This window comes from Pseudoalteromonas sp. J2K-J031 (assembly GCF_058197095.2).
Window position 1 is genome coordinate 2,267,501 of record NZ_CM200279.1, and the last position, 21,615, is coordinate 2,289,115.

A 21,615-nucleotide genomic window follows, 5' to 3' on the forward strand; every position below is an offset into this window, starting at 1 on the left:
CTGCCGTACTTATAATAACCCCTTCAGCACCTATTTTTTTTGCTAATTCAAAAATAGCGTTTGTCTGATCTACTTTATAAGCTTCTAATAAATTATTCTCTGCCAATAAAAATGGCAGCATGATAGGTGTTATAACTTCGATTTTATTGGAGGTAGCAAGCTCATGTTCTAATACTTTCTCAAGTGTAAGACCGTAATCACCTAATGTGGGTGCAAGTACAACCTTACTCCAGCCACTACCAGCAAAACGATCGTTAAAATTGAGCTGAGCACAACCCGAAAACAACAGAGATAGAATTAAAGGGATGATAAGTTTCATAATTTTCCATAATTAAAAATAAGAATAACGGAATGTTACTTCTTTTTTAACGCCATGAAAATAAATATAATTTTGGATTTTTATTTTTTAAACAGGATGGTGCCCGGGGCCGGACTTGAACCGGCACGACTTGTTAGTCGAGGGATTTTAAATCCCTTGTGTCTACCGATTTCACCACCCGGGCATCGGGTTGCTTTCGCAGTGTGAAGTGATTGGAGGCGGAACCCGGAGTCGAACCGGGGTAAACGGATTTGCAATCCGGTGCATGGCCACTCTGCCATTCCGCCAAAATCTAAATTTGGAGCGGCACATGAGGCTCGAACTCATGACCTCAACCTTGGCAAGGTTGCGCTCTACCAACTGAGCTAGTGCCGCTTAAATTTCGGTATAGTTATTATTTTACAACTTCGTAGATGGTGCCCGGGGCCGGACTTGAACCGGCACGACTTGTTAGTCGAGGGATTTTAAATCCCTTGTGTCTACCGATTTCACCACCCGGGCATCGGGTTGCTTTCGCAGTGTGAAGCTAAAAACTAATATGGAGCGGTACATGAGGCTCGAACTCATGACCTCAACCTTGGCAAGGTTGCGCTCTACCAACTGAGCTAGTACCGCATCATATTAATTCTTTCGGTATATTTTTTACTTTATTCTCTATCACTTTATAACTTCATAGATGGTGCCCGGGGCCGGACTTGAACCGGCACGACTTGTTAGTCGAGGGATTTTAAATCCCTTGTGTCTACCGATTTCACCACCCGGGCATCGGGTTGCTTTCGCAGTGTGAAGCTAAAAACTAATATGGAGCGGTACATGAGGCTCGAACTCATGACCTCAACCTTGGCAAGGTTGCGCTCTACCAACTGAGCTAGTACCGCATCATATTAATTCTTTCGGTATATTTTTTACTTTATTCTCTATCACTTTATAACTTCATAGATGGTGCCCGGGGCCGGACTTGAACCGGCACGACTTGTTAGTCGAGGGATTTTAAATCCCTTGTGTCTACCGATTTCACCACCCGGGCATCGGGTTGCTTTCGCAGTGTGAAGCTAAAAACTAATATGGAGCGGTACATGAGGCTCGAACTCATGACCTCAACCTTGGCAAGGTTGCGCTCTACCAACTGAGCTAGTACCGCATCATATTAATTCTTTCGGTATATTTTTTACTTTATTCTCTATCACTTTATAACTTCACATATGGTGCCCGGGGCCGGACTTGAACCGGCACGACTTGTTAGTCGAGGGATTTTAAATCCCTTGTGTCTACCGATTTCACCACCCGGGCAGCGGGCCGCTTTCGCGATGTGAAATCTAATAAGTGGAGGCGGAACCCGGAGTCGAACCGGGGTAAACGGATTTGCAATCCGGTGCATGGCCACTCTGCCATTCCGCCTTAATACTTACTAAAATTTGGAGCGGTACATGAGGCTCGAACTCATGACCTCAACCTTGGCAAGGTTGCGCTCTACCAACTGAGCTAGTACCGCTTCAATGTCATATCATTTAGTTTTCACTCGGCAACATGACTCACCGCTTTATTAAATGGCTAGTGCCTTTCAACGAGGACGAATTCTACAGAGATTATCTTTATCGTCAATACAAAAAATGTCACTTTTGAACTGTTTGCTTATTTTTTATCTAAAGCGCTGTTTAATTGAACGTTTACGATGAACTTTTCTGCAATTCAGACCAAGCTGCCATTAAATATTGCACCATTGACCAGAAGGTTAAGATGGTTGCTATATACAGTAATCCAAAACTAAGTTGTGTCATCCAAGTTTCAAATTGCCAAATTAAACCAATAATCGCGAGCATTTGTGCTGCCGTCTTGATTTTACCCAATTGAGAAACGGCCACATTACCTCGTTTGCCCTGCTGCGCCATCCACTCACGTAAAGCAGAAATCACAACTTCTCGACTGATAATGATCATTGCGGGCACTGTGACATAAAGACTTTGATAATGTTCAACTAAAATGACTAAAGCCACACATACCATCACTTTATCCGCCACGGGATCTAAAAAGGCGCCAAAAGGTGTTGATTGTTGAAGCTTACGAGCAAGATAGCCATCGAGAATATCGGTAATTGACGCGAACCAAAAAACAAAGGCTGCACCAAAATAGGCCCATTCACCGGGAATATAAAAAATCACCATGAAAACGGGGATTAGAGCAAGTCTAAAAGCTGTAAGGGTATTAGGAATATTCCACATAACGACTAGGAGGTTTCTTTTTAGTTATATTCGCATGAAGCATTAGCTTTTGTCATGCAAATGATTAAATATCTTTTCAGCCAATTCTTGGCTGATCCCGGGTACTTTTTCTAACTGGTTTATACTGGCGCCTAAAACACCTTGCATACCACCTAAAAACTTTAATATAGCTTGGCGTCTTTTTTGTCCAACATTCGGTATTTCTTCAAGTACAGATTGATTACGCTGTTTTTGGCGTTTATTTCTGTGACCTGCAATCGCAAAACGATGTGATTCATCCCGAATATGTTGAATTAAATGTAGCGCTATTGAATCGGCACTGAGGTTAATGGTTTTTCGGCCCGCGTCAATCAATAATGTTTCTAATCCTGCTTTTCGACTTACTCCTTTAGCCACACCAACAAGTAGCGGTTGTTTTTCAAGCGTCCAAGTCGAAAAAAACTGTTCAGCTTGGGACAACTGCCCTTTACCACCATCAATAAAAATTACATCGGGCACTTTAGTCACGTCACTCATTTTGCTGTAACGTTTTTTCAGGGCGAAGGCCATCGCGGCATAATCGTCCCCTCCGGTTATCCCTTCTACATTATAACGGCGATATTCTTTTTTATTTGGGCCTTGGCTATCAAAGACCACACACGAGGCAACTGTATTCTCACCCATAGTATGGCTTATATCAAAACACTCCATCCGATTAATATCATCTAATTGCAGTGCCTCTTTTAATGCTGCATAACGTTTATTAATCGAGTCTTGTGCACTTTGTTTGGTTAATATGCTATTGAGGGCATTTTTATTGGCCAAGTCCAAGTATTGCGCACGTTCTCCGCGCTGCGCTGTTTTTAACGTAATTTTCTTTTGCGCCACTTCAGAGATAGCTAAGCTTAGTACTTCAATATCCGTTAAAGCAAAAGGTAAGATGATTTCTTTTGCAATACGGCTTGAGCGTCCAGCCGATAAATAATACTGAGCTATAAACGACGATAAAATTTCATCGTCAATTGAGTCTTTTGGAATTTTCGGGAAAAAAGTATTGCTGCCTAGTATTTTATGATCGCGGATCATTAATAAATGCACCGCTGTTAACCCATTTTTTGTCTCATAGCCAATCACATCCATTTCAGAAAAATTGCCGCTGACCGATTGCTGCTCTTGCATTTTACGAAGCACTAAAATTTGGTCACGGATTTTAGCTGCCAGCTCAAAGTTTAGTGCCTGACTCGCTTTTTCCATTTTCGCAACCAGTGCTGCAATAACTTCAGAGGATTTACCACTTAAAAACAGCTTCACAAATTGTACTTCTTGTTGATATTCCTCATCTGAAACTTTATCAACACAAGGCGCAGAGCAACGCTTTAATTGGTACTGTAAACAAGGGCGGCTTCGTGCACGATAATAAGCATCTTCACATTGACGCACCGGAAAGATTTTTTGCATTAAACGTAAGCTTTCAGACACCGCTCCAGAACTTGGAAATGGGCCGAAATAATCCCCTTTTTGCTTACGGCTGCCACGATGAAATGCAATTCTAGGATGGCGGTGGTCTGTAACCAAAATATAAGGGTACGACTTATCATCACGCAGTAAAATATTGTAACGCGGCATATATTGCTTGATAAGATTATTTTCAAGTAATAATGCTTCGGTTTCAGTATTTGTAAGGGTTACTTCTATTTGATCTATATTTTTAACTAAAGCTCGGGTTTTACTTTCGGGAATGTTAGCTCTGAAATAACTACTGACTCGTTTTTTAAGATTTTTAGCCTTACCGACGTAAATAACATGGGCATCTTTATCGAGCATCCGATAAACTCCCGGCTCACTCGATAAAGTTTTTAAAAACTCAGTTGCATCAAACACAAACGATTACTTACGAAAAACTATCAGTATCAATTTCTATCATTTTATGACGAATTGCCAGATGGGTCAGTTCAACATCACCACCAATACCTAATTTCTCAAACATCCGGTAACGGTAGCTGTTCACTGTTTTAGAACTTAAATTAAGTTGATCGGCAATATTTTGTACTTTTTCGCCGCGGGTGATCATTAACATAATTTGTAATTCACGATCGGATAAATTTTTAAATGGATTCTCATCGCTGCGGCCACTAAATTGTGCCAATGCAATTTGCTGTGCTATTTCGGGAGCGATATAACGTTGGCCAGAGTTAACGGCACGAATGGCATTAACCATTTCGTCATGCCCACCTGTTTTAGTTAAGTAACCATGTGCCCCAATCTGCATAACTTTGCTTGGGAATGGATCTTCGCAGTGCACGGTTAAGACAATCACTTTGACATCAGGGCAATAGCGACAGATTTTCTTTGTTGCTTCTAATCCACCCATGCCAGGCATATTCATATCCATCAACACGATATCTGGATGATGTTGACGACAAAAAGTAACTGCTTCTTCACCCGTTTTTGCTTCACCGATCACTTTAAAACCACGTACATCATCTAAAATACGTTTGATTCCGGTTCTTACCAGCTCATGGTCATCAACTAAAAGCACGTTAATCAAAGAAGGCTCCTCATATACATCTATCGCCAAAATTGGTCATTACAGAATAATGACCAATTTACCATATTTCGTTTTAAACGCTATTAATAAAGGGTTTTAATCAACACTCTTTAACAATAACTTATTCTTTTTCTTGTGAAAACTTATCAACCCACAATGCAATAATACCGTCACCTGTCACATTACAAGCTGTACCAAAACTATCTTGTGCTAAATAAAGCGCAATCATTAATGCAACAGCCGCTTCGTTAAACCCAAGCATTGATGTTAATAAACCAAGTGCAGACATTACAGCTCCGCCCGGTGCGCCTGGTGCTGCTATCATGACAACGCCTAACATGAAGATAAATGGCAGCATATACCCTAAGCTTGGTAATGCAAGATCTGGTGATAAAAACATCACAGCCGTTGCACAGGTCACAATCGTGATGGTTGAGCCAGACAAGTGAATCGTCGCACATAAAGGCACACAAAAGTTCGCAATTCCCTCTTTAACTTGGTTGTTTCGTGTTGCTTGTAAAGATACAGGGATAGTCGCAGCACTCGACATCGTACCCAGTGCAGTGAAATATGCTGGTAGCATATTTTTAAGTAATTCAAGTGGGCTGCGTTTTAATGCAATACCTGTTGCTACGTACAGTACCGTTAACCAAAGCCAGTGCATTACTAATGCCATTGTTAAAACTAACGCAAAGGTTTTTAATGTATCAAATACTGTGCCTGCTACAGTCATTTCAGCAAACACACCAGCGATATAAAATGGTAGCGCTGGAATAATTACTTTTGCTAATAAACCATCAATCACGTCGCGACCTTGATCTGAAAGCTGTTTCAAATGCGTTAAATTCATATTACTAATGGCAATACCAAAAACAAACGCTGTAACAAGCGCAGTCATCACGCCAAACAAGGGCGGTATTTCTAAGTAAAAAAATGAATGCATCTCCACGGCCTCGCTACTTGCAAGGTTTATCTGCCCCCCTAACATAGGGATCACTAAACTAGCCACTAGATAGGCTAATGTACCTGCAATTACCGTTGAACCGTAGGCGAAACCAACAGTTTTACCTAATAGTGACCCTGAATTTTGCGGTAGACTGGCAATCCCTGAGGTAATAAAAAAAACAATGATCAAAGGAATAGTAAACCCAATCAACTCACCGATAATTACTTTGGCTGTATATAGAAGTTCGACGATAAAAGTAGGTGCATACAAGCCTATTAAAAAACCACCTAAAATACCCAGTATTAATTTTAAAATTAAATTCATTACAATTTCTCGTTACTAACAGTCTGTAGTGTTAAATCCTATGCTCTCTTTTATCATTATTTAACGACTTATAAACAAAAATTCGCTCAACATCAGTTTAACTGCTCGATAAAACACCAAAACATTCATTTTAGGCATAAGTTTACTCTTATTAGCATTAAAAGCACCCAAATAAAGAAACCTAAACTCACTTTGAGTTTAGGTTTCTTTATTTGACATTAAGCATCGTTTTTCTTTTAAAGCATGAGAAACTTACTTCAATTCTTGGCGTAATTCTTTGGCAGCCTGTACCATGTTTTTTAATGCTTCACGTGTTTCGGGCCAAGCGCGCGTTTTTAAACCGCAATCAGGGTTAACCCACAAACGTTCAACCGGTATTTTTTTGGCCGCTGTGTGAATTAAGTCTTTCATCCATTGCACCTGCGGCACATTAGGCGTGTGAATATCATAGACACCAGGGCCGATATCATTCGGATAAGCAAAATCTTCAAATGCATTGAGCAAATCCATGTTAGAGCGCGACGTTTCAATCGTGATCACATCGGCATCCATATCTGCAATTGAATCAATAATGCCATTGAATTCTGAATAACACATATGAGTGTGGATTTGAGTCTTGTCTTTTACCCCACAGGCCGACACTCTAAACGCATATGCCGCCCATGCTAAGTAATCTTGCCATTGTGAAGCTTTAAGCGGCATGCCTTCTCTAAACGCAGGTTCATCAATTTGAATAATTTGAATCCCAGCGCGCTCTAAATCAATCACCTCATCACGAAGCGCAAGCGCTATTTGGTTGGCAATACTTGGTTTATCTAAATCATCACGAATAAATGACCAAAATAAGAGCGTGACCGGACCTGTTAGCATCCCTTTAAGGTGCTTTTTAGTGTGCGATTGGGCATAGGTCGTCCATGCTACCGTCATCGGTTTACTTCGGCTTATATCGCCGAAAATAATTGGCGGTTTTACACATCGTGAGCCATACGATTGCACCCAGCCGAATTGCGTAAAGGCATACCCTTCAAGCAACTCACCAAAATGTTCAACCATGTCATTACGTTCAGCCTCACCATGCACCAGCACATCTAAATCAACCGCTTCTTGTTCTTCAATTGCATAACGTATTTCGGCTTGCATTTGCGCCTCATAATCAGCAAAGGCTAAATTACCCGCTTTATAATCGCGACGAGCCTGACGAATAGCGTGAGTTTGCGGAAATGAACCTATTGTAGTTGTTGGCAAAACAGGCAGCTGCAATGCCGCTTGTTGGGCTTTAATACGAATATTAAAATCGCTTTGTCGTTGCCCATCAGCCGGTGTTAATGCAGCAACACGTTGCTGTACCTCTTTATTGTTAACGCGTGCAGATATTAAACGCGCTTTAACAGGTGCAGAGTAATGAGTAATGGCCTGAGTATCACCTGTTTGTAAAGCCGTCTTTAATAGTGCTAACTCACTGCCTTTTTGTTTGGCAAACACCATCCACGATTTTAATTCAGGATCAAGGTTTTGCTCTTGTGCTAAATCAACCGGGCAATGCAGCAGCGAACACGATGGCGCTAACCAAATATTACCTGCACGTTCCATCACTAATGCATTAATTTTTCCGTATACCGCACTTAAATCGGCACGCCAAATATTACGACCATTTACCACTCCCAAAGAAAGTACCTTCTGAGCACAAATCGCTTGGCTAATTTCAGTTAAAGATTGTGGCTGCGCCACTAAATCGACATGCACACCATCTACGGAAAATTTGGCTATTTGAGGTAAATATTGCGTAACTGAGCCAAAATAAGTCGCCAACAGTATTTTAACGCCTAAACCCTGCAATGCATTAAAGCTGCTGCTCAGTGCATTTAAATAATCATCTTGAATGTCTAATGCCAAAATGGGTTCATCAATCTGGATCCACTGCACCCCTAAGGTGGCAAGTTTTTCAATAACTTGCTGATAAACCAGCAGTAGTTTTTCAAGCAGTGCTAACTTGTTAAATGACCCCCCCACTTCTTTGGCTAAATATAAATAGGTGACAGGACCAATTAATACCGGCTTCACATCATACCCCAGCGCCTGCGCTTCTAAAACGTGTTCAAATAACTCGGTATAAGTTAAAGCAAACTCTTGCTCTGCATGTAACTCAGGTACAATGTAATGATAATTGGTATTAAACCACTTCGTCATATCACTGGCCGCACAAGCACAACCGGTTGGCGCTCGGCCCCGAGCAATTCTAAAAAGAGTATCAATATCAACTACATCATTACCATGCTGATGACGTTTAGGAATAGCGCCCACCATTAATGACGTTGCTAGCACATGGTCGTACCATGCAAAATCGCCCACAGGCAACACCTCAACACCTGCTGTTGCTTGTAATGCCCAGTTTTGAGCACGAATAGCTTTGCCTGTTGCAAACAGATCCGAGCGTGAAATGTCACCTGCCCAATATGCTTCAACAGCATGTTTTAATTCTCGACGCTTTCCAACTCTTGGAAACCCGAGGTTATGTATTATTGCCATACTTTTATTTCACCTTGATTGAGGACGTTTAGATGGCTAAACAATACATTTAAATCCTTGTGTGTAAAACCGAAACATTTTCGACTTCATGATGAATTTTTTTAACGTTCTAAAAAACTACCTCGGCAATGGGCCTTTCACCATCTAACGTTTAAAATTAAAAAACATTACCTACCCAATAAGTGAAGTAAATTCATCTAAATTATCGTTTTTTATAAAAGTCATTTTACAAGAGTGAAATAAAAGAATGACAACGCTGTCTTGTTGGTTCATTATTAACCTAAAGAGGATAAGCAACCATTAAATATAGCCATCTGGAAGTTGAAACATCTAAAGTTTATGGTTATGATTGATTTCCAGTACGTTCTCTCACATCGAACATGAGAATTATTAAAGATGATAGATATAAAGCACCTAAAAACCATTGCCACCCTTAAAGAGACCGGCTCACTGGTCAATACAGCGCGAGAGCTCTTTTTGACTCAATCTGCTTTATCACATCAAATCAAAGATTTAGAGAACAAACTCGATTGTCAATTATTCGAAAGAAAAACCCACCCTGTGCGTTTTACCCCACAAGGTATGTTATTACTTGAACTGGCATACGACATTTTACCTAAAGTTGAAGCCACCAAATGCCGCTTAAAAGAAAGTCTAAACCAGCCTATTTCTCAATTACGCTTGAGTGTTGAATGCCACGCTTGTTTTCATTGGCTTTTGCCTACAATAAAAGAATTCAATAATTTTTGGCCCGACATTAAAATCGATTACGAGCGCGGCTTTAGCTATGATGCCATTCCTGATTTAGTGAATGATGAATTAGATTTAGTCTTAACGTCGGATATTCGAGAACCAGATATTCTCGAATACGCCCACCTTTTCGATTTTAAGCTCAAATTGATTGTTTCACCTGATCATGAGTTGGCTAAAAAAGCCTACGTCACCGCACTCGATTTAAAAGATGAAACTATTATTTCATATCCTATCCCAAAAGAGCGTCAGGATATTTTTAAGCATTTTATTCAAAATGCCCGTTACGATGGTAATTTAAAAACGGTTGATCAAGGCTTATTGATTTTTCAATTAGTGAGCGCAGGCATGGGCGTAGCAGCTTTACCCGATTGGCTCGTGACTCCTTACGAAAGCCAAGGCTTAATTAAATCAATTCCACTTGGTGCACTGGGTCTCAATCGTCCAATGTATTTAGCAATGAAAAAGAACATGAAAGATAACCCTGTTTATCGCCATTTTTTAAATACTTGCAAGCAAAACCGCCGCTAATGACCTCTGGGCGTGGCGCAGTTTATCTAAGTCCACGCGACCAGACTCGATTGTCATGATAGGCACGCGACTTTTTTGTAGGTTTAGTCATGATAACCCCGTAAGATAGCCATTATTAATTTCAGCTTTAAAAGATTGTTTAGATGGATTTTTTTGAATTAAAAAAACTCATTGGCAGTGTCTTAATGCCATTACCTTTGATGTTAATGCTGGTTTTTGTTGGCCTAATACAATTAATTAGGCAAAAACGCAGTAGTGGCTTGTTACTAATGATTTCCTCTTTAGTGTTACTGACGTTGCTCAGCACGCCTTTTATCAGCAGCCTCATCATTGGTAAAACTGAAAGCAACTTTGGTGCATTTAACTCACAAAAACATCCAACCATTCATTATGTTGTGGTACTTGGTTGTAAAATTATGCCCAACAAAAGCCGTCCAGCCAATTCACAACTAGGCCATTGCTCTTTAGCTAGGCTTTATGAAGGCTTAAGATTGGCAAAACTTTATCCTAACGCCAAACTGGTTGTCTCTGGTGGTGGTTTTAAGGGCGTCAGTAATAGTGAAATTATGCGCCAAGCCACCATTGCCATTGGCTTTGATCCGCAACGAATTTTACTCAATCCCAAAGCCCGTGATACCGCAGAAGAAGCCTTACTCCTAGCACCTAAGTTAGTTGATAACCAAGTTGCTCTCGTTACTTCGATAGCCCATATGCAAAGAGCGGTTGAATTGTTTAATCAACAAGGTGTTGAAGTTATTGCGGCCCCTACCGATTGGCAAGAAATGCCGATGAATCCGATGTGGCGCCAGTTTGTACCAACCCCTGAAGCCTTAATGGCACTCACAGAACATCAACATGAGTGGATTGGCAGTATTTGGCTTGAAATCAGTCAATAAAAAATGGGCTTTATTTACCCATTTTTTATTTTAAGCTGTGTTCAAACACCCTATACCGGATTATCAATATCGATAAATTCAACCGAGAACTCATAATGTGCAGCCAAATAATCCCCAAGCGCTTTAATGCCATAGCGCTCAGTGGCATGGTGGCCTGCGGCAAAAAAATCAATGTTTTGTTCTTGTGAGCTATGAATGGTTTGCTCAGATGCTTCACCCGTTAAATACGCATCAACCCCTTGTTCTGCGGCTAAATCAATATAGCCTTGACCACCTCCCGTACACCAAGCAATGGTTTCAATTGGAGTTTGCCTGACTAAATTGCTAAGCACTGGGCGATTGAGCGTCACACTGATTTTATCGGCAAAATCTTGCCCTAACATTGGTGTACGTAAACGACCACGAACCGCCACACTTGGCGCAGTTCCTAGCTCTAAACCTTGCTCAAATTCTAAATCGAGTAATTTAGCCAGCTGAGCGTTATTACCCAATTCGGGGTGAACATCAAGCGGCAAATGGTAAGCAAATAAGTTAATATCATGAGCCAACAATGCCGCTATTCTGCGCTTTTTCATCCCGACAATTGGGTAAGCTTCATTTTTCCAAAAATAGCCATGGTGCACAATAATGGCATCGGCTTGAGCTTCAATTGCAGCATCAATTAATGCTTGACTGGCCGTCACCCCAGTAACAATTTTTTTAATCTCATTTTTACCTTCAACCTGCAAACCATTTGGGCAAAAATCTCGCACCAAATGAGGTTTTAATAAGGCATCTAAAATGTGAAGTAAGTCTTTGCGTAGCATAATTGACTCTTTTAATTAATAAAAAACTAAGTGCAATTGTCAGTTTAAAAGCAGCGAAAATAAAGAAAAAACGGCAAAAATTTGAAAGTTAGTGCAAAAATCGGTATAACTATTCGCTTCAAACTAATCTTCGTATCGATAAAATAGGATATACGATGACCACTCTTGATAAAACAGCTGTATTAGCAGCATTTGAAGCAGCATACGTTGCAGCCAATGGTACATTACCAGAGATCACCGCTAAAAACGGCTGGTACAGCGTTGATGGTAATAAAAACGTACGTTTGGCAGACCTTAATGCGCAAATTGATGATTTAACGCCATCAACCGGCGCCGCACCTTCTTGTGTAGCAGGTGATATGACACAGAAAACACCTTTCACAGTGATTAAAACCAACGATACCGGTTACACTGCCGAAGAGTTCTGGATAGTCAATTTAGCACAAGCATCACATGAATGCCGCTTACCTCGCGGCCTAGTTTAATCCGCTCGGTTATTTTGCTAAATAAAAGGTGCGTTTTTACGCACCTTTTTAACGCTTCAAAATATACGCATCAACCCATTTACTGTGTTCTGTCTTTTTCTAAACGAGCAAATAAACTCGATGTATCAAAGCGATTGCCGCCCATCGCTTGCACTTGTGCATAATATCCATCAACCAATGCTGTCAGGGCAAGGGTTGAGCCATTTTTACGGGCTTCTTCCAGTGCAATACCTAAATCTTTTCGCATCCAATCCACTGCAAAACCAAAGTTATACTCACCCGCCCACATTGTTTTATATCGGTTTTCCATTTGCCATGACCCTGCGGCACCTTTGGCAATCGTCTCAATCACTTTTTCGCCATCAAGCCCTGCATTGCGCGCAAAATGAAGCCCTTCAGCTAAACCTTGTACCACTCCAGCAATGCAAATCTGATTCACCATTTTACACAATTGCCCCGACCCAACAGGGCCTAGTAGCTGACTAAAGCGTGCGTAACTGGCCATAATCGGCTGTACACGATTAAACACAGCCTCATCACCACCCACCATTATCGTGAGCACGCCATTTTCAGCCCCCGCCTGACCACCTGAAACAGGCGCATCTAAAAATTCAACACCTTGCTTATTTGCCGCCATCGCAACTTCTTTTGCGACATCGGCAGAGGTTGTGGTGTGGTCAACAAGAATAGACCCTGATTTCATGGACGCTAGCACTCCGTCATTGCCAAGCGTTACCGCACGTAAATCATCATCATTACCAACACACACAAAAACCATATCAGCATCAACCGCAGCGAGTGCTGGTGTGAGCGCAAAATGCCCCCCAAATTCATTGGCCCAAACTTCTGCTTTAGCGGTTGTACGATTAAATACGGTAACGTCGTAACCGGCTTTTTTTAAATGCCTTGCCATGGGAAACCCCATCACACCTAAACCAATAAAAGCGACTTTGATTGACATAATTTTGTCCTATTTGCTTGTTAGACTGTGAAAATTAACTCGATTATAGGGAGAACACTCGGCTTCTCCTAGCACTTTAAAGGAGCCATGATGGCATCAATTTTTGATTTTACTGCCCCACTAACCAACGGTGAAGACTATGATTTAGCTCAATTTAAAGGAAAACCACTTTTAATTGTCAACACCGCCAGTAAATGTGAACTTACACCTCAGTATTTTGCTTTAGAGCAGCTTTATCAAAAATATAAAGATCAAGACTTCACGATTTTAGCTTTTCCCTGTAATCAATTTGAAAATAAAGAACCTGCCGAAAACGATGAAATAAAACACTTTTGTGAGCTACAATTTGGCGTCAGCTTCCCTATTTTTGCTAAAGTAGCTGTCAATGGACCCGATGCATTGCCGCTGTTTAACTTTTTGAAAACAAATTCAAGAGGATTATTACAAGCTCGGGCAATAAAATGGAATTTCACTAAATTTTTGATTAATCGCACCGGCCAAGTTGTTGCGCGCTATGCGCCCCGCACCAAACCCGAGGCTATTAGTTCAGTCATAGAGAGTATTTTATAACATGAAAATCGCATTTTTTAGTGCACAAAAATACGAGCAAACTTTTTTTACCAAACATAATCAGGCTGGCCATGAGCTGTTGTTTTTTAGCGAACGTTTAACGCTATTAAGTGCCAAACTAGCACAAGGGTGTGATGTGGTCTGCGCGTTTGTAAACGATGATTTATCGGCTACCGTCTTAGAAAGTTTACATGCATTCAATATTAAGCTTATTACTTTACGTTGTGCAGGCTTTAACAATGTCGACTTGATCAGCGCTAAAAAATTAGGCCTGCACATTACCCGTGTACCAGCTTACAGCCCAGAAGCCGTGGCTGAACATTGCATAGCTTTAATGCTCACGTTAAGTCGAAAAACTCATAAAGCATATAATCGGGTCAAAGAAGGCAATTTCGACCTTAATGGCTTATTAGGATTTAACTTGCATCAAAAAACCGTTGGTGTGATCGGTACCGGAAAAATTGGCTTAGCCTTATGCAATATTCTAACGGGCTTTGGCTGTCGTATTTTAGCCCATGATCCAAGCCAAAGTGCCACTAATTTAAACTACGTCCCGATGGCCACTTTATTGGCGCAATCCGATATTATTTCACTCCACTGCCCTTTATTGCCCGCAACCCATCACCTCATTAACGACGAGGCATACAACCAAATGAAACCGGGGGTGATGCTGATCAATACCAGCCGAGGTGCTCTCATCGATACCAAAGCAACCATTACCGCACTTAAAAACAGAACTTTGGGCTATTTAGGGCTCGATGTGTATGAGCAAGAGTCTGAACTCTTTTTTAGGGATATGAGCAGCGAAATTATTCAAGATGATGAGTTTCAGCGTTTATTAACGTTTCCAAACGTCTTGATCACGGGTCATCAAGGATTTTTCACCCAAGAAGCCCTTGATGAAATTGCTGCAGTGACATTTTTTAATATTGAGCAATTTGGCGAGCAACGCACTTTAAATAATGCCGTTGTTTAAGCGATCATTTTAATACACTAGCCAATAAAAAGCCGAACGGGTAATGTATCGTTCGGCTTTTTAACATCATTTATTTGTTATGAAAATGCTACATTTAAAAACACTGCTGTCATTAAGATTGGACAAATAAACCGGACATATTGTGCAAACCAGTAATGCGGCCCTCTGGTTACTTGTAATAGTTTATTGCCTCGGCGCCACAACCAACCCACTGTAATGAAATAAAATAATCCCATTAATGGTAACTGGTATTGCGTAAACAGCATAATCACTAAACCAAATAACCAATCGAAATTAATAATAATGATACTTGAACAAGCAAACACCACTAAAGTCACTAACCACGTCGCTTTTGTACGGTCAAAGCCATGACTTTCAACTAAAAAGGCAACCGGAATTTCGGTTGATGAAATCGTAGACGTAAGCGAAGCTATCGACATCAAGACAAAAAAGCACAGCGCAACCAATAATCCAATTTGACCCATAGTGGCAAATAACTCAGGGAGTACGGCAAAAATCAGGCGGCCTTCTCCAATCAATTTACCATCTTGAAACACCTCAACGCCATGTTGCTGCGCCACAAAAATAGCAGGAATGATCAGTAAACCGGCTAAAAACGCCACGCTGGTATCAAGTAATGCCACCGAAAAAGCAAGCTTAGGTAAATTTTCTTGCGGCTTTAAATACGAGCCGTAAATCATCATACAACCCACACCGAGCGACAAAGAGAAAAACGCTTGTCCCATCGCAGCAATAATTAAATCAGGGTCCATTATTTTAGAAAAATCAGGCACTAAATAGGCTTTAAAACCCGCTATTGCACCATCAAGTGTTGCGATATAACCAATTAACCCTATAAGTAATAACAACAACATCGGCATTAAACGACGAGACCAAGTTTCAATGCCTGACTTCACCCCTTGTAAAATAATACCCGCGGTTAAAATCAAAATAATTGGCGTGAAAATAAAATTACGTAGCGTGGTATCGCTATTTAAAAAATCGGCCACTGCCGTTGCACCAAAAAAACGAGCAACGGGTTCAAGACTGTATGCAATCATCCATCCTGCGACAATTGAATAGAAGCTCAGCATTACAATTGCGCCACTTAAGCCAATATATCCCGCTGCAGCCCCCATTTTTTTGCTTTGTTCGCTACACGCATTTCGCAGCGCCACCACAGGATTAGCTTGTGCGCTGTGGCCCAAATATAATTCAGTATATAAAGCAGGTAAGGCAAGTAAAAAAATTACGATAAAATATACCAGCAAAAATGCCCCACCACCGTGGTTTGCAGCTTGTGTTGGAAAACCCCAAATATTACCTAAACCAACAGCAGCACCTGCCGCTGCTAATACAAAACCTAAACGACTCTGAAAACCATCACGAATCTGTGCCATTGCGTCTATCTCTTATCATTTTTTTGTATTAAACCATATCAAACGTGCTTCATATAGCTAAAACAGTTACTAGGATCACTTACTTAGGTATAATTCATAACCAATTGAACTTAGTTGCCGAATTTTTATGCCAATTGATTTTTTTTCCAACAACTTAACCATTCATACCGCAACTTTTACTAACCTTGCAGAACCGCAATTAAATGAGGGCGAACTCACTGTTTTTATCGCCAATGCCAGTGAACTCAATTTAGAGCAGATAGTACCTGAACACTTTCTTTGCCAAGCAGAAATCGCCATTTTAACCAAGCGTAAACAGCCCAAAGCCAAGCGTGAATATTTAAAAAGCCGCCAAATTATCAAGCAACTCCTTAGCGCTCATTACAACGATCACTGCACTACGTTTGAAACTCGCTTTAACGATACAAAAAAAGAGCTCGAGCTCTACCACCATAATCAGCTTTTACCGATAAAACTCAGCCTCTCACATAGCCATGAAATGGTGGCTGTGGCACTGTGCATGCAACAACAGCATGTATTTTCGTTTGGTATTGATCTTGAAAAGACGACTAAACTACGCGCGTTTGATAAACTTGCGCGCCATTTTTATCATGTTGGTGAAGTGGCATTGATTGAACAAGCAGGCCGACTTAGCCCAAAACAACAAGCCGAGTATTTTTATCGCATTTGGACACTCAAAGAAGCGCTCGCAAAAACCCTTAAGCGCCCTATTGCACAGTTATTAAGCCCTAATGTATTTGAACTAATTGAATATCACACACTTAAACGCTTTAGCGCCAGCATCAATGACTTTGATTTAACGCTTTTAACGACCGAGCAAACAGACAAACTTACACTGATAACGCTCAACAATTAAGTCAAATAAAAACAAATACGTATTAACAAAAGCAAACTCTTAATGCTATAAAAACCCCCCAATCATTGGATGTCCAACTATTGGGGGTCGCTTCAATAAGTTCGCTATTTTAATTGATGAGCGTGATTAACACCCTTCAAGCAAACGGCGATGAATTGACTGTACCACCGCATCTGATTCGCTTTGCTCAACTAAAAAGCAGAGGTTATGTTTGCTGGCACCGTGGCAGATCATGCGGATATTAAAATCAGCCAAAACTTGCATTAGGTTTATTTCATGTTGACGTAGTTGAATCTCAGAGCCAACCAGTGCCACTAATGTCAGGTTATTTTCAACCGTTACATGGCAAAATTCGCTTAAACGCTCAAGACAAGCCTGATCAAGTTCTGGGCGGCTCGCATTTGGCGCGTTATCAAGGGTTAATGCTACGCTGATCTCTGATGTTGTAACTAAATCAACCGAAATATTGTATTCAGATAAAATAGTAAATACGCGCGCTAAAAAGCCACTGGCCAGCAGCATTTCTGGGCTTTTTAAAGTCAATAAAATTTGGTTTTTACGCTGAGTGACCGCACGAATTCCTGGGTGCTGCGACTTTTCTTTTTCAATCCACGTCCCACCTTGTTCAGGGGCGCGGCTTGAGCCAACAAATACGCTGATCCCTGCACGGCTTGCGGGTAAAATAGTAGCTGGATGCAGCACTTTAGCACCAAACGTAGCCATTTCAGCGGCTTCATCAAAACTCAGTTTTGGAATTGGTTTGGCTTTTTGGCATAAACGTGGGTCAGTACTAAAAATCCCTACTACATCAGTCCAAATATGCACACTGCACGCATCAACCGCTTCAGCAAGAAGCGCAGCGCTGTAATCGGAACCACCACGGCCAAGCGTCGTAGTGCGACCATGTTGATCTGACCCAATAAACCCTTGGGTCACAATCACAGCATCGTTTAATAATGGCACTAAATGCTCAAGGGCCGCTGCACGGGTTGCCGCCACATTCGGTGTTGCTTTACCAAAATGCGCATCTGTTTTAAGGACGTTACGCACATCAAAACGCTCGGCTTTAATACCTACGTCACGTAATACTTGGGTAAATAAACACGATGATAAACGCTCACCAAAGCTCAGTAATTCATCGTTATGTTGCTCGCTGGTACTTGTTAACGCAGCGCATTGCTCAAAATCAGCCAAGGTTTGGCTAAATAAAGTGGCTAAATCGGCATCGAGGTTAAGTTTGGCTAAAATATTATTTTGAATCGCTAACACACCATCGATATTGTTTTGTCGCTCTGAAGCACTGATGTTTTTTTGGCTTAACGCAACTAAATGGTTAGTCACACCCGCACTTGCGCTCACAGCAACAACACGAACATTATTATCATCGTGAATGATCTGCGCACAACGATACATGGCGTCAAAATCGGCTAAACTCGTGCCACCAAACTTGGCAACAATAAAAGATGAACTCATTGGGTCTCCTTATTTATCAACATTATACGTTGATAAAAATACACAAGGAGAACTGCAAGGCAAGGGTACTTTGAAATGAAAACGGTAATCCACTGCCAGAAGCTCTCCACCAAAATAGGTGACAGTTCAGAGGATTCAGCCTCTTAAACCGAGAAAATAACTGGACGGTGGTTATTTTCCCTCGGCGAAGGTCCCCCTCAAAACATCGTCATCGGACACCGCGCCCTCAAATGCTCTACCTGGCCTTCGCACCTCTTCTGTTTATTGCTCAAAACTAAACCCAAGCAATAAAAAACCCCACTGATTAGCGGGGTTTTAAATCTAACGTTTAGACGTCTAGCTGTCAATCATTAATTTACAGTAATTAATAATCCAGCGAAATACGAACCAACATAACCAATGGTGTAAGCCGTAAGTAAATAAAGGCTTAAACGTAAATAACTAACAAACGTTAACTCTTTGACTTTACTCATCGCAATAATACCGGCAGCCGAGCCAATAATAAGCATTGAGCCACCCACACCGGTTGCGTAAGTAAAGGTTAGCCATTGGCGCGCATCCATTGCAATGTCTGCTTTTAATAACGCCGCCGTTAACGGTACGTTATCGACCGTGGCTGATAATAGCCCCATAAAATAGTTTGCGTATTCTGGCGCTAAAATCTCGTATAAATGCGTAAATTGAGTCAGCACCCCGACTTCTTTCATCGCACCAACAAGCAATAACACCCCAACGAAGAACAACAAGGTGTCGTATTCAATTTCACGAATATAATCGATGATTTTTTTGTTTACGTCTTTTTTGCGCATTAAAAATTGCGCCACTAAAAACATAAAGCTCAATCCAAATAAAAACGTCAGTAATGGCGGAACTGAATATAAAACGCTCAGTGCCAAAGTACCAAAAATGGTTGAAAGGAAAATAACCGCAATGGTGATATCTGTTTTTTCAATTCGACGTGAGGTATCTGGTTCAAAATACACTTTGCCATTCATCCCAACCGACAACATCACAGCAAGTGCCAGTACGCTAAACATTGCAGGCGCAACCAACAGCAATAAATGGCCTATCGTGACTTTATCAGCCAAGAAAATCATCAAAGTGGTTACATCACCAGTGATGAGCGATACACCGCCTGAGTTCACAGCAAATATAATCAAGGTCGTGTATTTAATCAGCTTTTTACTATCGAGTTTAAGAGACATGACAACCGCAAGCGATATTAAGGTCGCAGTCACATTATCGGAAATCGATGAAAACAAGAACGCAAAGCCACCAACCAAAAACATCAAGCGACGTTCACTGATTTCTTTTGGCATAATGCGGTGAACTAAGTTTTGAATAAATCCTTTTGAGTTCAAATAGGCAACAAAGGTCATGGCAGCCATCAAAAATAACCACAAAGTCGCTATCTCGAGAATGTTATGATCTAATTGATGTTGAATAGTTTCAGGGCTTTCACCGTGAATAGGGAAGATAAAGGCGATTATCCAACATAAAGTACCAAAAAAAAGCGTGGTTTTGGCCTTGTTTACGTGAATAATATCCTCTATAACGATCAGCACAAACGCAAGTGCGATTAGCGATAGAATAATACCAGTAACCATTTTTCGTTAACAACCTTTGTTAGAAAAGTAAAATATTTGCGTTACAATCAAGCGGCGCGTAGTCTAGCACTTAAAATGTCATAAAACTACCGCACTGTACCTACTATCTTAGTAGTACTTTCTAAGCAGAATAATTATTAAACAACGTAGTGGATAGGTATGATCCCACCTAAGAAAATATTAACTATTTTGTCAGACCATTGGCCTTTGATAGAGACGTTGATCCGGCGTTTTAATATGGCTGACTTTAATATTCATGATGTGCAAACGATTTTAAAAACCAAGTACCCCACTTGGCCGGGTGATAAAATTTTTAAAGAAGCAAACCGTCTCCTTAATCACGATATTTTAATTCCGCTGGCAAAATCATCTCAGCTCGAGCTCAATCGTGCTGTTGCAGAGTTTGCTCAATATTTATTACAAGAAGAGAGCCTTGGCATTGCAGAAGAAGTGCATGTCCTTATCAAAGATTTAGCGCGTCTTGGCCATCGTTTAGCACAAGCGGGTCAAGACAATGATTTTGATGAATTGCGCCGTAATTGCCGCATTATGGATGAACGGGTACGAAAAATCGTAAAACTGTTTTACCACAACGAAAATGCCATTTTAAATATCGTTGAACAAGCCAAAGCCGATCACTCACAGCGCTCGCTCGAAAAACGTTATCAAGCCGTGATTGAAGCCTTTGATTTATACATCGAGCCCATGCTTGAAATGGTAGATATTGGCGGTGAATTTAAAGCGTGTTTTAGCGAGATTGAGCAGCAGATCAGCACGCTACTCGACCAAATTCAAATTACCGGCAAACTTTTTAGCGAAAAACGAATGTTAGAGCAGTTACGTACTCGTATTTTAGACATGCACCTAACCGGGCGAGAAAGCTTGCGTAAAAGCGCGGATATGCTGATGCCACTGCGTGAAGAGTTACGTCGCAACACACTACTCACCCGCCAAGCTGCCAAGGTGCTAGGGTCAATTCGTAAAAATGGTGTCGATGCAGTACTTAGTGCCCATCAACCACACATTGCATCGGATCAGCAAAAATTCTCACTGGGTACCGCGCATCAAATGGTGGCGTACATGGCACACATTGCCGAGTTTGAACAAGAAGAATACCAATTACCCGATCAAAGCCACGTACCTGCATTCATCAATCCTAACATTCCTGACTTTTTTAGCGTTAAAGCCCGTTTTACTGCAGAGCTTGGTAACAAAAATACGGGCATTTTGGGCTGGCTTGATAACCAATATCCAGAACTAGAGGCCGACGAACTCCTATTTTTATATCAAAAAATGGCCAATGATCCTGATTTAACGGTCACACACAGCGCACAACCAAGCGTTATCGCATTAGCTGATTGCCAATTTAAATTACACCCTTATCACGCATCGTTAAAAACGACGTCTTTAAAATCGAATTAA

Annotated in this window: 18 protein-coding genes, 12 tRNA genes and 1 riboswitch (1 of these 31 running past the window's edge); of the genes, 7 read left to right on the plus strand and 23 right to left on the minus strand. The window is 41.0% G+C overall.

What is annotated here, in order from left to right; all coding sequences use genetic code 11:
• The 18 genes from AC3KZC_RS10220 to metE form a co-directional block, all read right to left on the minus strand.
• Positions 1-319, minus strand: partial view of a hypothetical protein gene (locus AC3KZC_RS10220; protein ID WP_490580460.1) — the 5' portion only. The gene continues 209 nt to the left of window position 1, outside the view; 319 of the gene's 528 nt are visible here — the first part of the coding sequence; its start codon is at positions 317-319; the stop codon falls past the left edge of the window.
• A gap of 97 nt (positions 320-416) precedes the next feature.
• Positions 417-503 (minus strand) — tRNA-Leu (locus AC3KZC_RS10225).
• 29 nt (positions 504-532) lie between these two features.
• Positions 533-606, minus strand: a tRNA-Cys gene (locus AC3KZC_RS10230).
• Between the two features lie 12 nt (positions 607-618).
• Positions 619-694 (minus strand) — tRNA-Gly (locus AC3KZC_RS10235).
• 39 nt (positions 695-733) lie between these two features.
• Positions 734-820, minus strand: a tRNA-Leu gene (locus tag AC3KZC_RS10240).
• 38 nt (positions 821-858) lie between these two features.
• Positions 859-934, minus strand: a tRNA-Gly gene (locus AC3KZC_RS10245).
• Positions 935-996: 62 nt separating this feature from the next.
• Positions 997-1,083: transfer RNA gene (locus tag AC3KZC_RS10250), tRNA-Leu, on the minus strand.
• A 38-nt stretch (positions 1,084-1,121) separates the two neighbouring features.
• A tRNA-Gly gene (locus AC3KZC_RS10255) sits at positions 1,122-1,197 on the minus strand.
• A 62-nt stretch (positions 1,198-1,259) separates the two neighbouring features.
• A tRNA-Leu gene (locus AC3KZC_RS10260) sits at positions 1,260-1,346 on the minus strand.
• Positions 1,347-1,384: 38 nt separating this feature from the next.
• Positions 1,385-1,460 (minus strand) — tRNA-Gly (locus AC3KZC_RS10265).
• Between the two features lie 62 nt (positions 1,461-1,522).
• Positions 1,523-1,609: transfer RNA gene (locus tag AC3KZC_RS10270), tRNA-Leu, on the minus strand.
• 34 nt (positions 1,610-1,643) lie between these two features.
• Positions 1,644-1,717 (minus strand) — tRNA-Cys (locus AC3KZC_RS10275).
• A gap of 18 nt (positions 1,718-1,735) precedes the next feature.
• A tRNA-Gly gene (locus AC3KZC_RS10280) sits at positions 1,736-1,811 on the minus strand.
• A gap of 175 nt (positions 1,812-1,986) precedes the next feature.
• Positions 1,987-2,538: a CDP-diacylglycerol--glycerol-3-phosphate 3-phosphatidyltransferase gene (gene pgsA, locus AC3KZC_RS10285; protein WP_490578883.1), complete on the minus strand. Its 552-nt coding sequence runs from the start codon at positions 2,536-2,538 to the stop codon at positions 1,987-1,989.
• 42 nt (positions 2,539-2,580) lie between these two features.
• Positions 2,581-4,341, minus strand: coding sequence for an excinuclease ABC subunit UvrC (uvrC, locus tag AC3KZC_RS10290; RefSeq protein ID WP_490578972.1), 1,761 nt, complete (start codon positions 4,339-4,341; stop codon positions 2,581-2,583).
• Positions 4,342-4,408: 67 nt separating this feature from the next.
• Positions 4,409-5,065, minus strand: a complete 657-nt coding sequence (gene uvrY / locus AC3KZC_RS10295) for a UvrY/SirA/GacA family response regulator transcription factor (protein ID WP_490578884.1) — start codon at positions 5,063-5,065, stop codon at positions 4,409-4,411.
• A gap of 121 nt (positions 5,066-5,186) precedes the next feature.
• Positions 5,187-6,335 carry a dicarboxylate/amino acid:cation symporter gene (locus AC3KZC_RS10300; protein ID WP_490578885.1) on the minus strand — a complete coding sequence of 383 codons (1,149 nt, stop codon included), beginning with the start codon at positions 6,333-6,335 and terminating at the stop codon, positions 5,187-5,189.
• A gap of 252 nt (positions 6,336-6,587) precedes the next feature.
• Positions 6,588-8,861: a 5-methyltetrahydropteroyltriglutamate--homocysteine S-methyltransferase gene (metE, locus tag AC3KZC_RS10305; protein ID WP_490578886.1), complete on the minus strand. Its 2,274-nt coding sequence runs from the start codon at positions 8,859-8,861 to the stop codon at positions 6,588-6,590.
• A 396-nt stretch (positions 8,862-9,257) separates the two neighbouring features.
• On the opposite strand from metE, the gene AC3KZC_RS10310 reads away from it, so the two are divergent.
• Together AC3KZC_RS10310 and AC3KZC_RS10315 are read left to right on the plus strand one after the other, a co-directional pair.
• Positions 9,258-10,142, plus strand: coding sequence for a LysR family transcriptional regulator (locus AC3KZC_RS10310; RefSeq protein ID WP_490578887.1), 885 nt, complete (start codon positions 9,258-9,260; stop codon positions 10,140-10,142).
• A 143-nt stretch (positions 10,143-10,285) separates the two neighbouring features.
• Positions 10,286-11,038, plus strand: coding sequence for a YdcF family protein (locus tag AC3KZC_RS10315; protein ID WP_490578888.1), 753 nt, complete (start codon positions 10,286-10,288; stop codon positions 11,036-11,038).
• Between the two features lie 50 nt (positions 11,039-11,088).
• On the opposite strand, the gene AC3KZC_RS10320 is transcribed toward AC3KZC_RS10315, so the two are convergent.
• Complete coding sequence (locus AC3KZC_RS10320; protein WP_490578889.1) at positions 11,089-11,844, minus strand: Nif3-like dinuclear metal center hexameric protein; 756 nt, start codon at positions 11,842-11,844, stop codon at positions 11,089-11,091.
• Between the two features lie 155 nt (positions 11,845-11,999).
• On the opposite strand from AC3KZC_RS10320, the gene AC3KZC_RS10325 reads away from it, so the two are divergent.
• Positions 12,000-12,329, plus strand: a complete 330-nt coding sequence (locus tag AC3KZC_RS10325) for a hypothetical protein (RefSeq protein WP_490578890.1) — start codon at positions 12,000-12,002, stop codon at positions 12,327-12,329.
• 79 nt (positions 12,330-12,408) lie between these two features.
• On the opposite strand, the gene AC3KZC_RS10330 is transcribed toward AC3KZC_RS10325, so the two are convergent.
• Entirely contained in the window at positions 12,409-13,290 is an 882-nt protein-coding gene (locus tag AC3KZC_RS10330) for an NAD(P)-dependent oxidoreductase (protein ID WP_490578891.1), read from the minus strand.
• 90 nt (positions 13,291-13,380) lie between these two features.
• Here AC3KZC_RS10330 and AC3KZC_RS10335 point away from each other — a divergent pair, with 90 nt between their 5' ends.
• Positions 13,381-13,860, plus strand: coding sequence for a glutathione peroxidase (locus AC3KZC_RS10335; protein ID WP_490578892.1), 480 nt, complete (start codon positions 13,381-13,383; stop codon positions 13,858-13,860).
• 1 nt (position 13,861) lies between these two features.
• Entirely contained in the window at positions 13,862-14,836 is a 975-nt protein-coding gene (locus AC3KZC_RS10340) for a 2-hydroxyacid dehydrogenase (protein WP_490578893.1), read from the plus strand.
• 77 nt (positions 14,837-14,913) lie between these two features.
• Here AC3KZC_RS10340 and AC3KZC_RS10345 read toward each other — a convergent pair whose 3' ends face one another.
• Positions 14,914-16,236 (minus strand): sodium-dependent transporter, encoded by a 1,323-nt coding sequence (locus AC3KZC_RS10345; protein ID WP_490578894.1) that lies wholly within the window; start codon positions 16,234-16,236, stop codon positions 14,914-14,916.
• 127 nt (positions 16,237-16,363) lie between these two features.
• Between AC3KZC_RS10345 and AC3KZC_RS10350 the strand changes: the two genes are divergently transcribed.
• Positions 16,364-17,113, plus strand: a complete 750-nt coding sequence (locus AC3KZC_RS10350; RefSeq protein WP_490578895.1) for a 4'-phosphopantetheinyl transferase family protein — start codon at positions 16,364-16,366, stop codon at positions 17,111-17,113.
• Between the two features lie 126 nt (positions 17,114-17,239).
• Here AC3KZC_RS10350 and lysC read toward each other — a convergent pair whose 3' ends face one another.
• Both lysC and nhaD read right to left on the minus strand, forming a co-directional pair.
• Positions 17,240-18,586 carry a lysine-sensitive aspartokinase 3 gene (lysC, locus tag AC3KZC_RS10355; protein WP_490578896.1) on the minus strand — a complete coding sequence of 449 codons (1,347 nt, stop codon included), beginning with the start codon at positions 18,584-18,586 and terminating at the stop codon, positions 17,240-17,242.
• Positions 18,587-18,677: 91 nt separating this feature from the next.
• A riboswitch (Lysine riboswitch) is annotated at positions 18,678-18,851 on the minus strand.
• Between the two features lie 85 nt (positions 18,852-18,936).
• Complete coding sequence (gene nhaD, locus AC3KZC_RS10360) at positions 18,937-20,193, minus strand: sodium:proton antiporter NhaD (RefSeq protein WP_490578897.1); 1,257 nt, start codon at positions 20,191-20,193, stop codon at positions 18,937-18,939.
• A gap of 159 nt (positions 20,194-20,352) precedes the next feature.
• Here nhaD and AC3KZC_RS10365 point away from each other — a divergent pair, with 159 nt between their 5' ends.
• Complete coding sequence (locus AC3KZC_RS10365; RefSeq protein WP_490578898.1) at positions 20,353-21,615, plus strand: MksB family condensin complex protein; 1,263 nt, start codon at positions 20,353-20,355, stop codon at positions 21,613-21,615.

Coding starts and splice junctions, on each gene's coding strand:
- AC3KZC_RS10325 (WP_490578890.1), top strand. CDS start 12,000: ATGACCACTCTTGATAAAACAGCTGTATTAGCAGCATTTGAAGCAGCA.
- AC3KZC_RS10315 (WP_490578888.1), top strand. CDS start 10,286: ATGGATTTTTTTGAATTAAAAAAACTCATTGGCAGTGTCTTAATGCCA.
- uvrC (WP_490578972.1), bottom strand. CDS start 4,341: ATGCTCGATAAAGATGCCCATGTTATTTACGTCGGTAAGGCTAAAAAT.
- pgsA (WP_490578883.1), bottom strand. CDS start 2,538: ATGTGGAATATTCCTAATACCCTTACAGCTTTTAGACTTGCTCTAATC.
- AC3KZC_RS10310 (WP_490578887.1), top strand. CDS start 9,258: ATGATAGATATAAAGCACCTAAAAACCATTGCCACCCTTAAAGAGACC.
- AC3KZC_RS10365 (WP_490578898.1), top strand. CDS start 20,353: ATGATCCCACCTAAGAAAATATTAACTATTTTGTCAGACCATTGGCCT.
- AC3KZC_RS10335 (WP_490578892.1), top strand. CDS start 13,381: ATGGCATCAATTTTTGATTTTACTGCCCCACTAACCAACGGTGAAGAC.
- AC3KZC_RS10350 (WP_490578895.1), top strand. CDS start 16,364: ATGCCAATTGATTTTTTTTCCAACAACTTAACCATTCATACCGCAACT.
- lysC (WP_490578896.1), bottom strand. CDS start 18,586: ATGAGTTCATCTTTTATTGTTGCCAAGTTTGGTGGCACGAGTTTAGCC.
- AC3KZC_RS10340 (WP_490578893.1), top strand. CDS start 13,862: ATGAAAATCGCATTTTTTAGTGCACAAAAATACGAGCAAACTTTTTTT.
- AC3KZC_RS10300 (WP_490578885.1), bottom strand. CDS start 6,335: ATGAATTTAATTTTAAAATTAATACTGGGTATTTTAGGTGGTTTTTTA.
- AC3KZC_RS10330 (WP_490578891.1), bottom strand. CDS start 13,290: ATGTCAATCAAAGTCGCTTTTATTGGTTTAGGTGTGATGGGGTTTCCC.
- metE (WP_490578886.1), bottom strand. CDS start 8,861: ATGGCAATAATACATAACCTCGGGTTTCCAAGAGTTGGAAAGCGTCGA.
- AC3KZC_RS10320 (WP_490578889.1), bottom strand. CDS start 11,844: ATGCTACGCAAAGACTTACTTCACATTTTAGATGCCTTATTAAAACCT.
- AC3KZC_RS10345 (WP_490578894.1), bottom strand. CDS start 16,236: ATGGCACAGATTCGTGATGGTTTTCAGAGTCGTTTAGGTTTTGTATTA.
- nhaD (WP_490578897.1), bottom strand. CDS start 20,193: ATGGTTACTGGTATTATTCTATCGCTAATCGCACTTGCGTTTGTGCTG.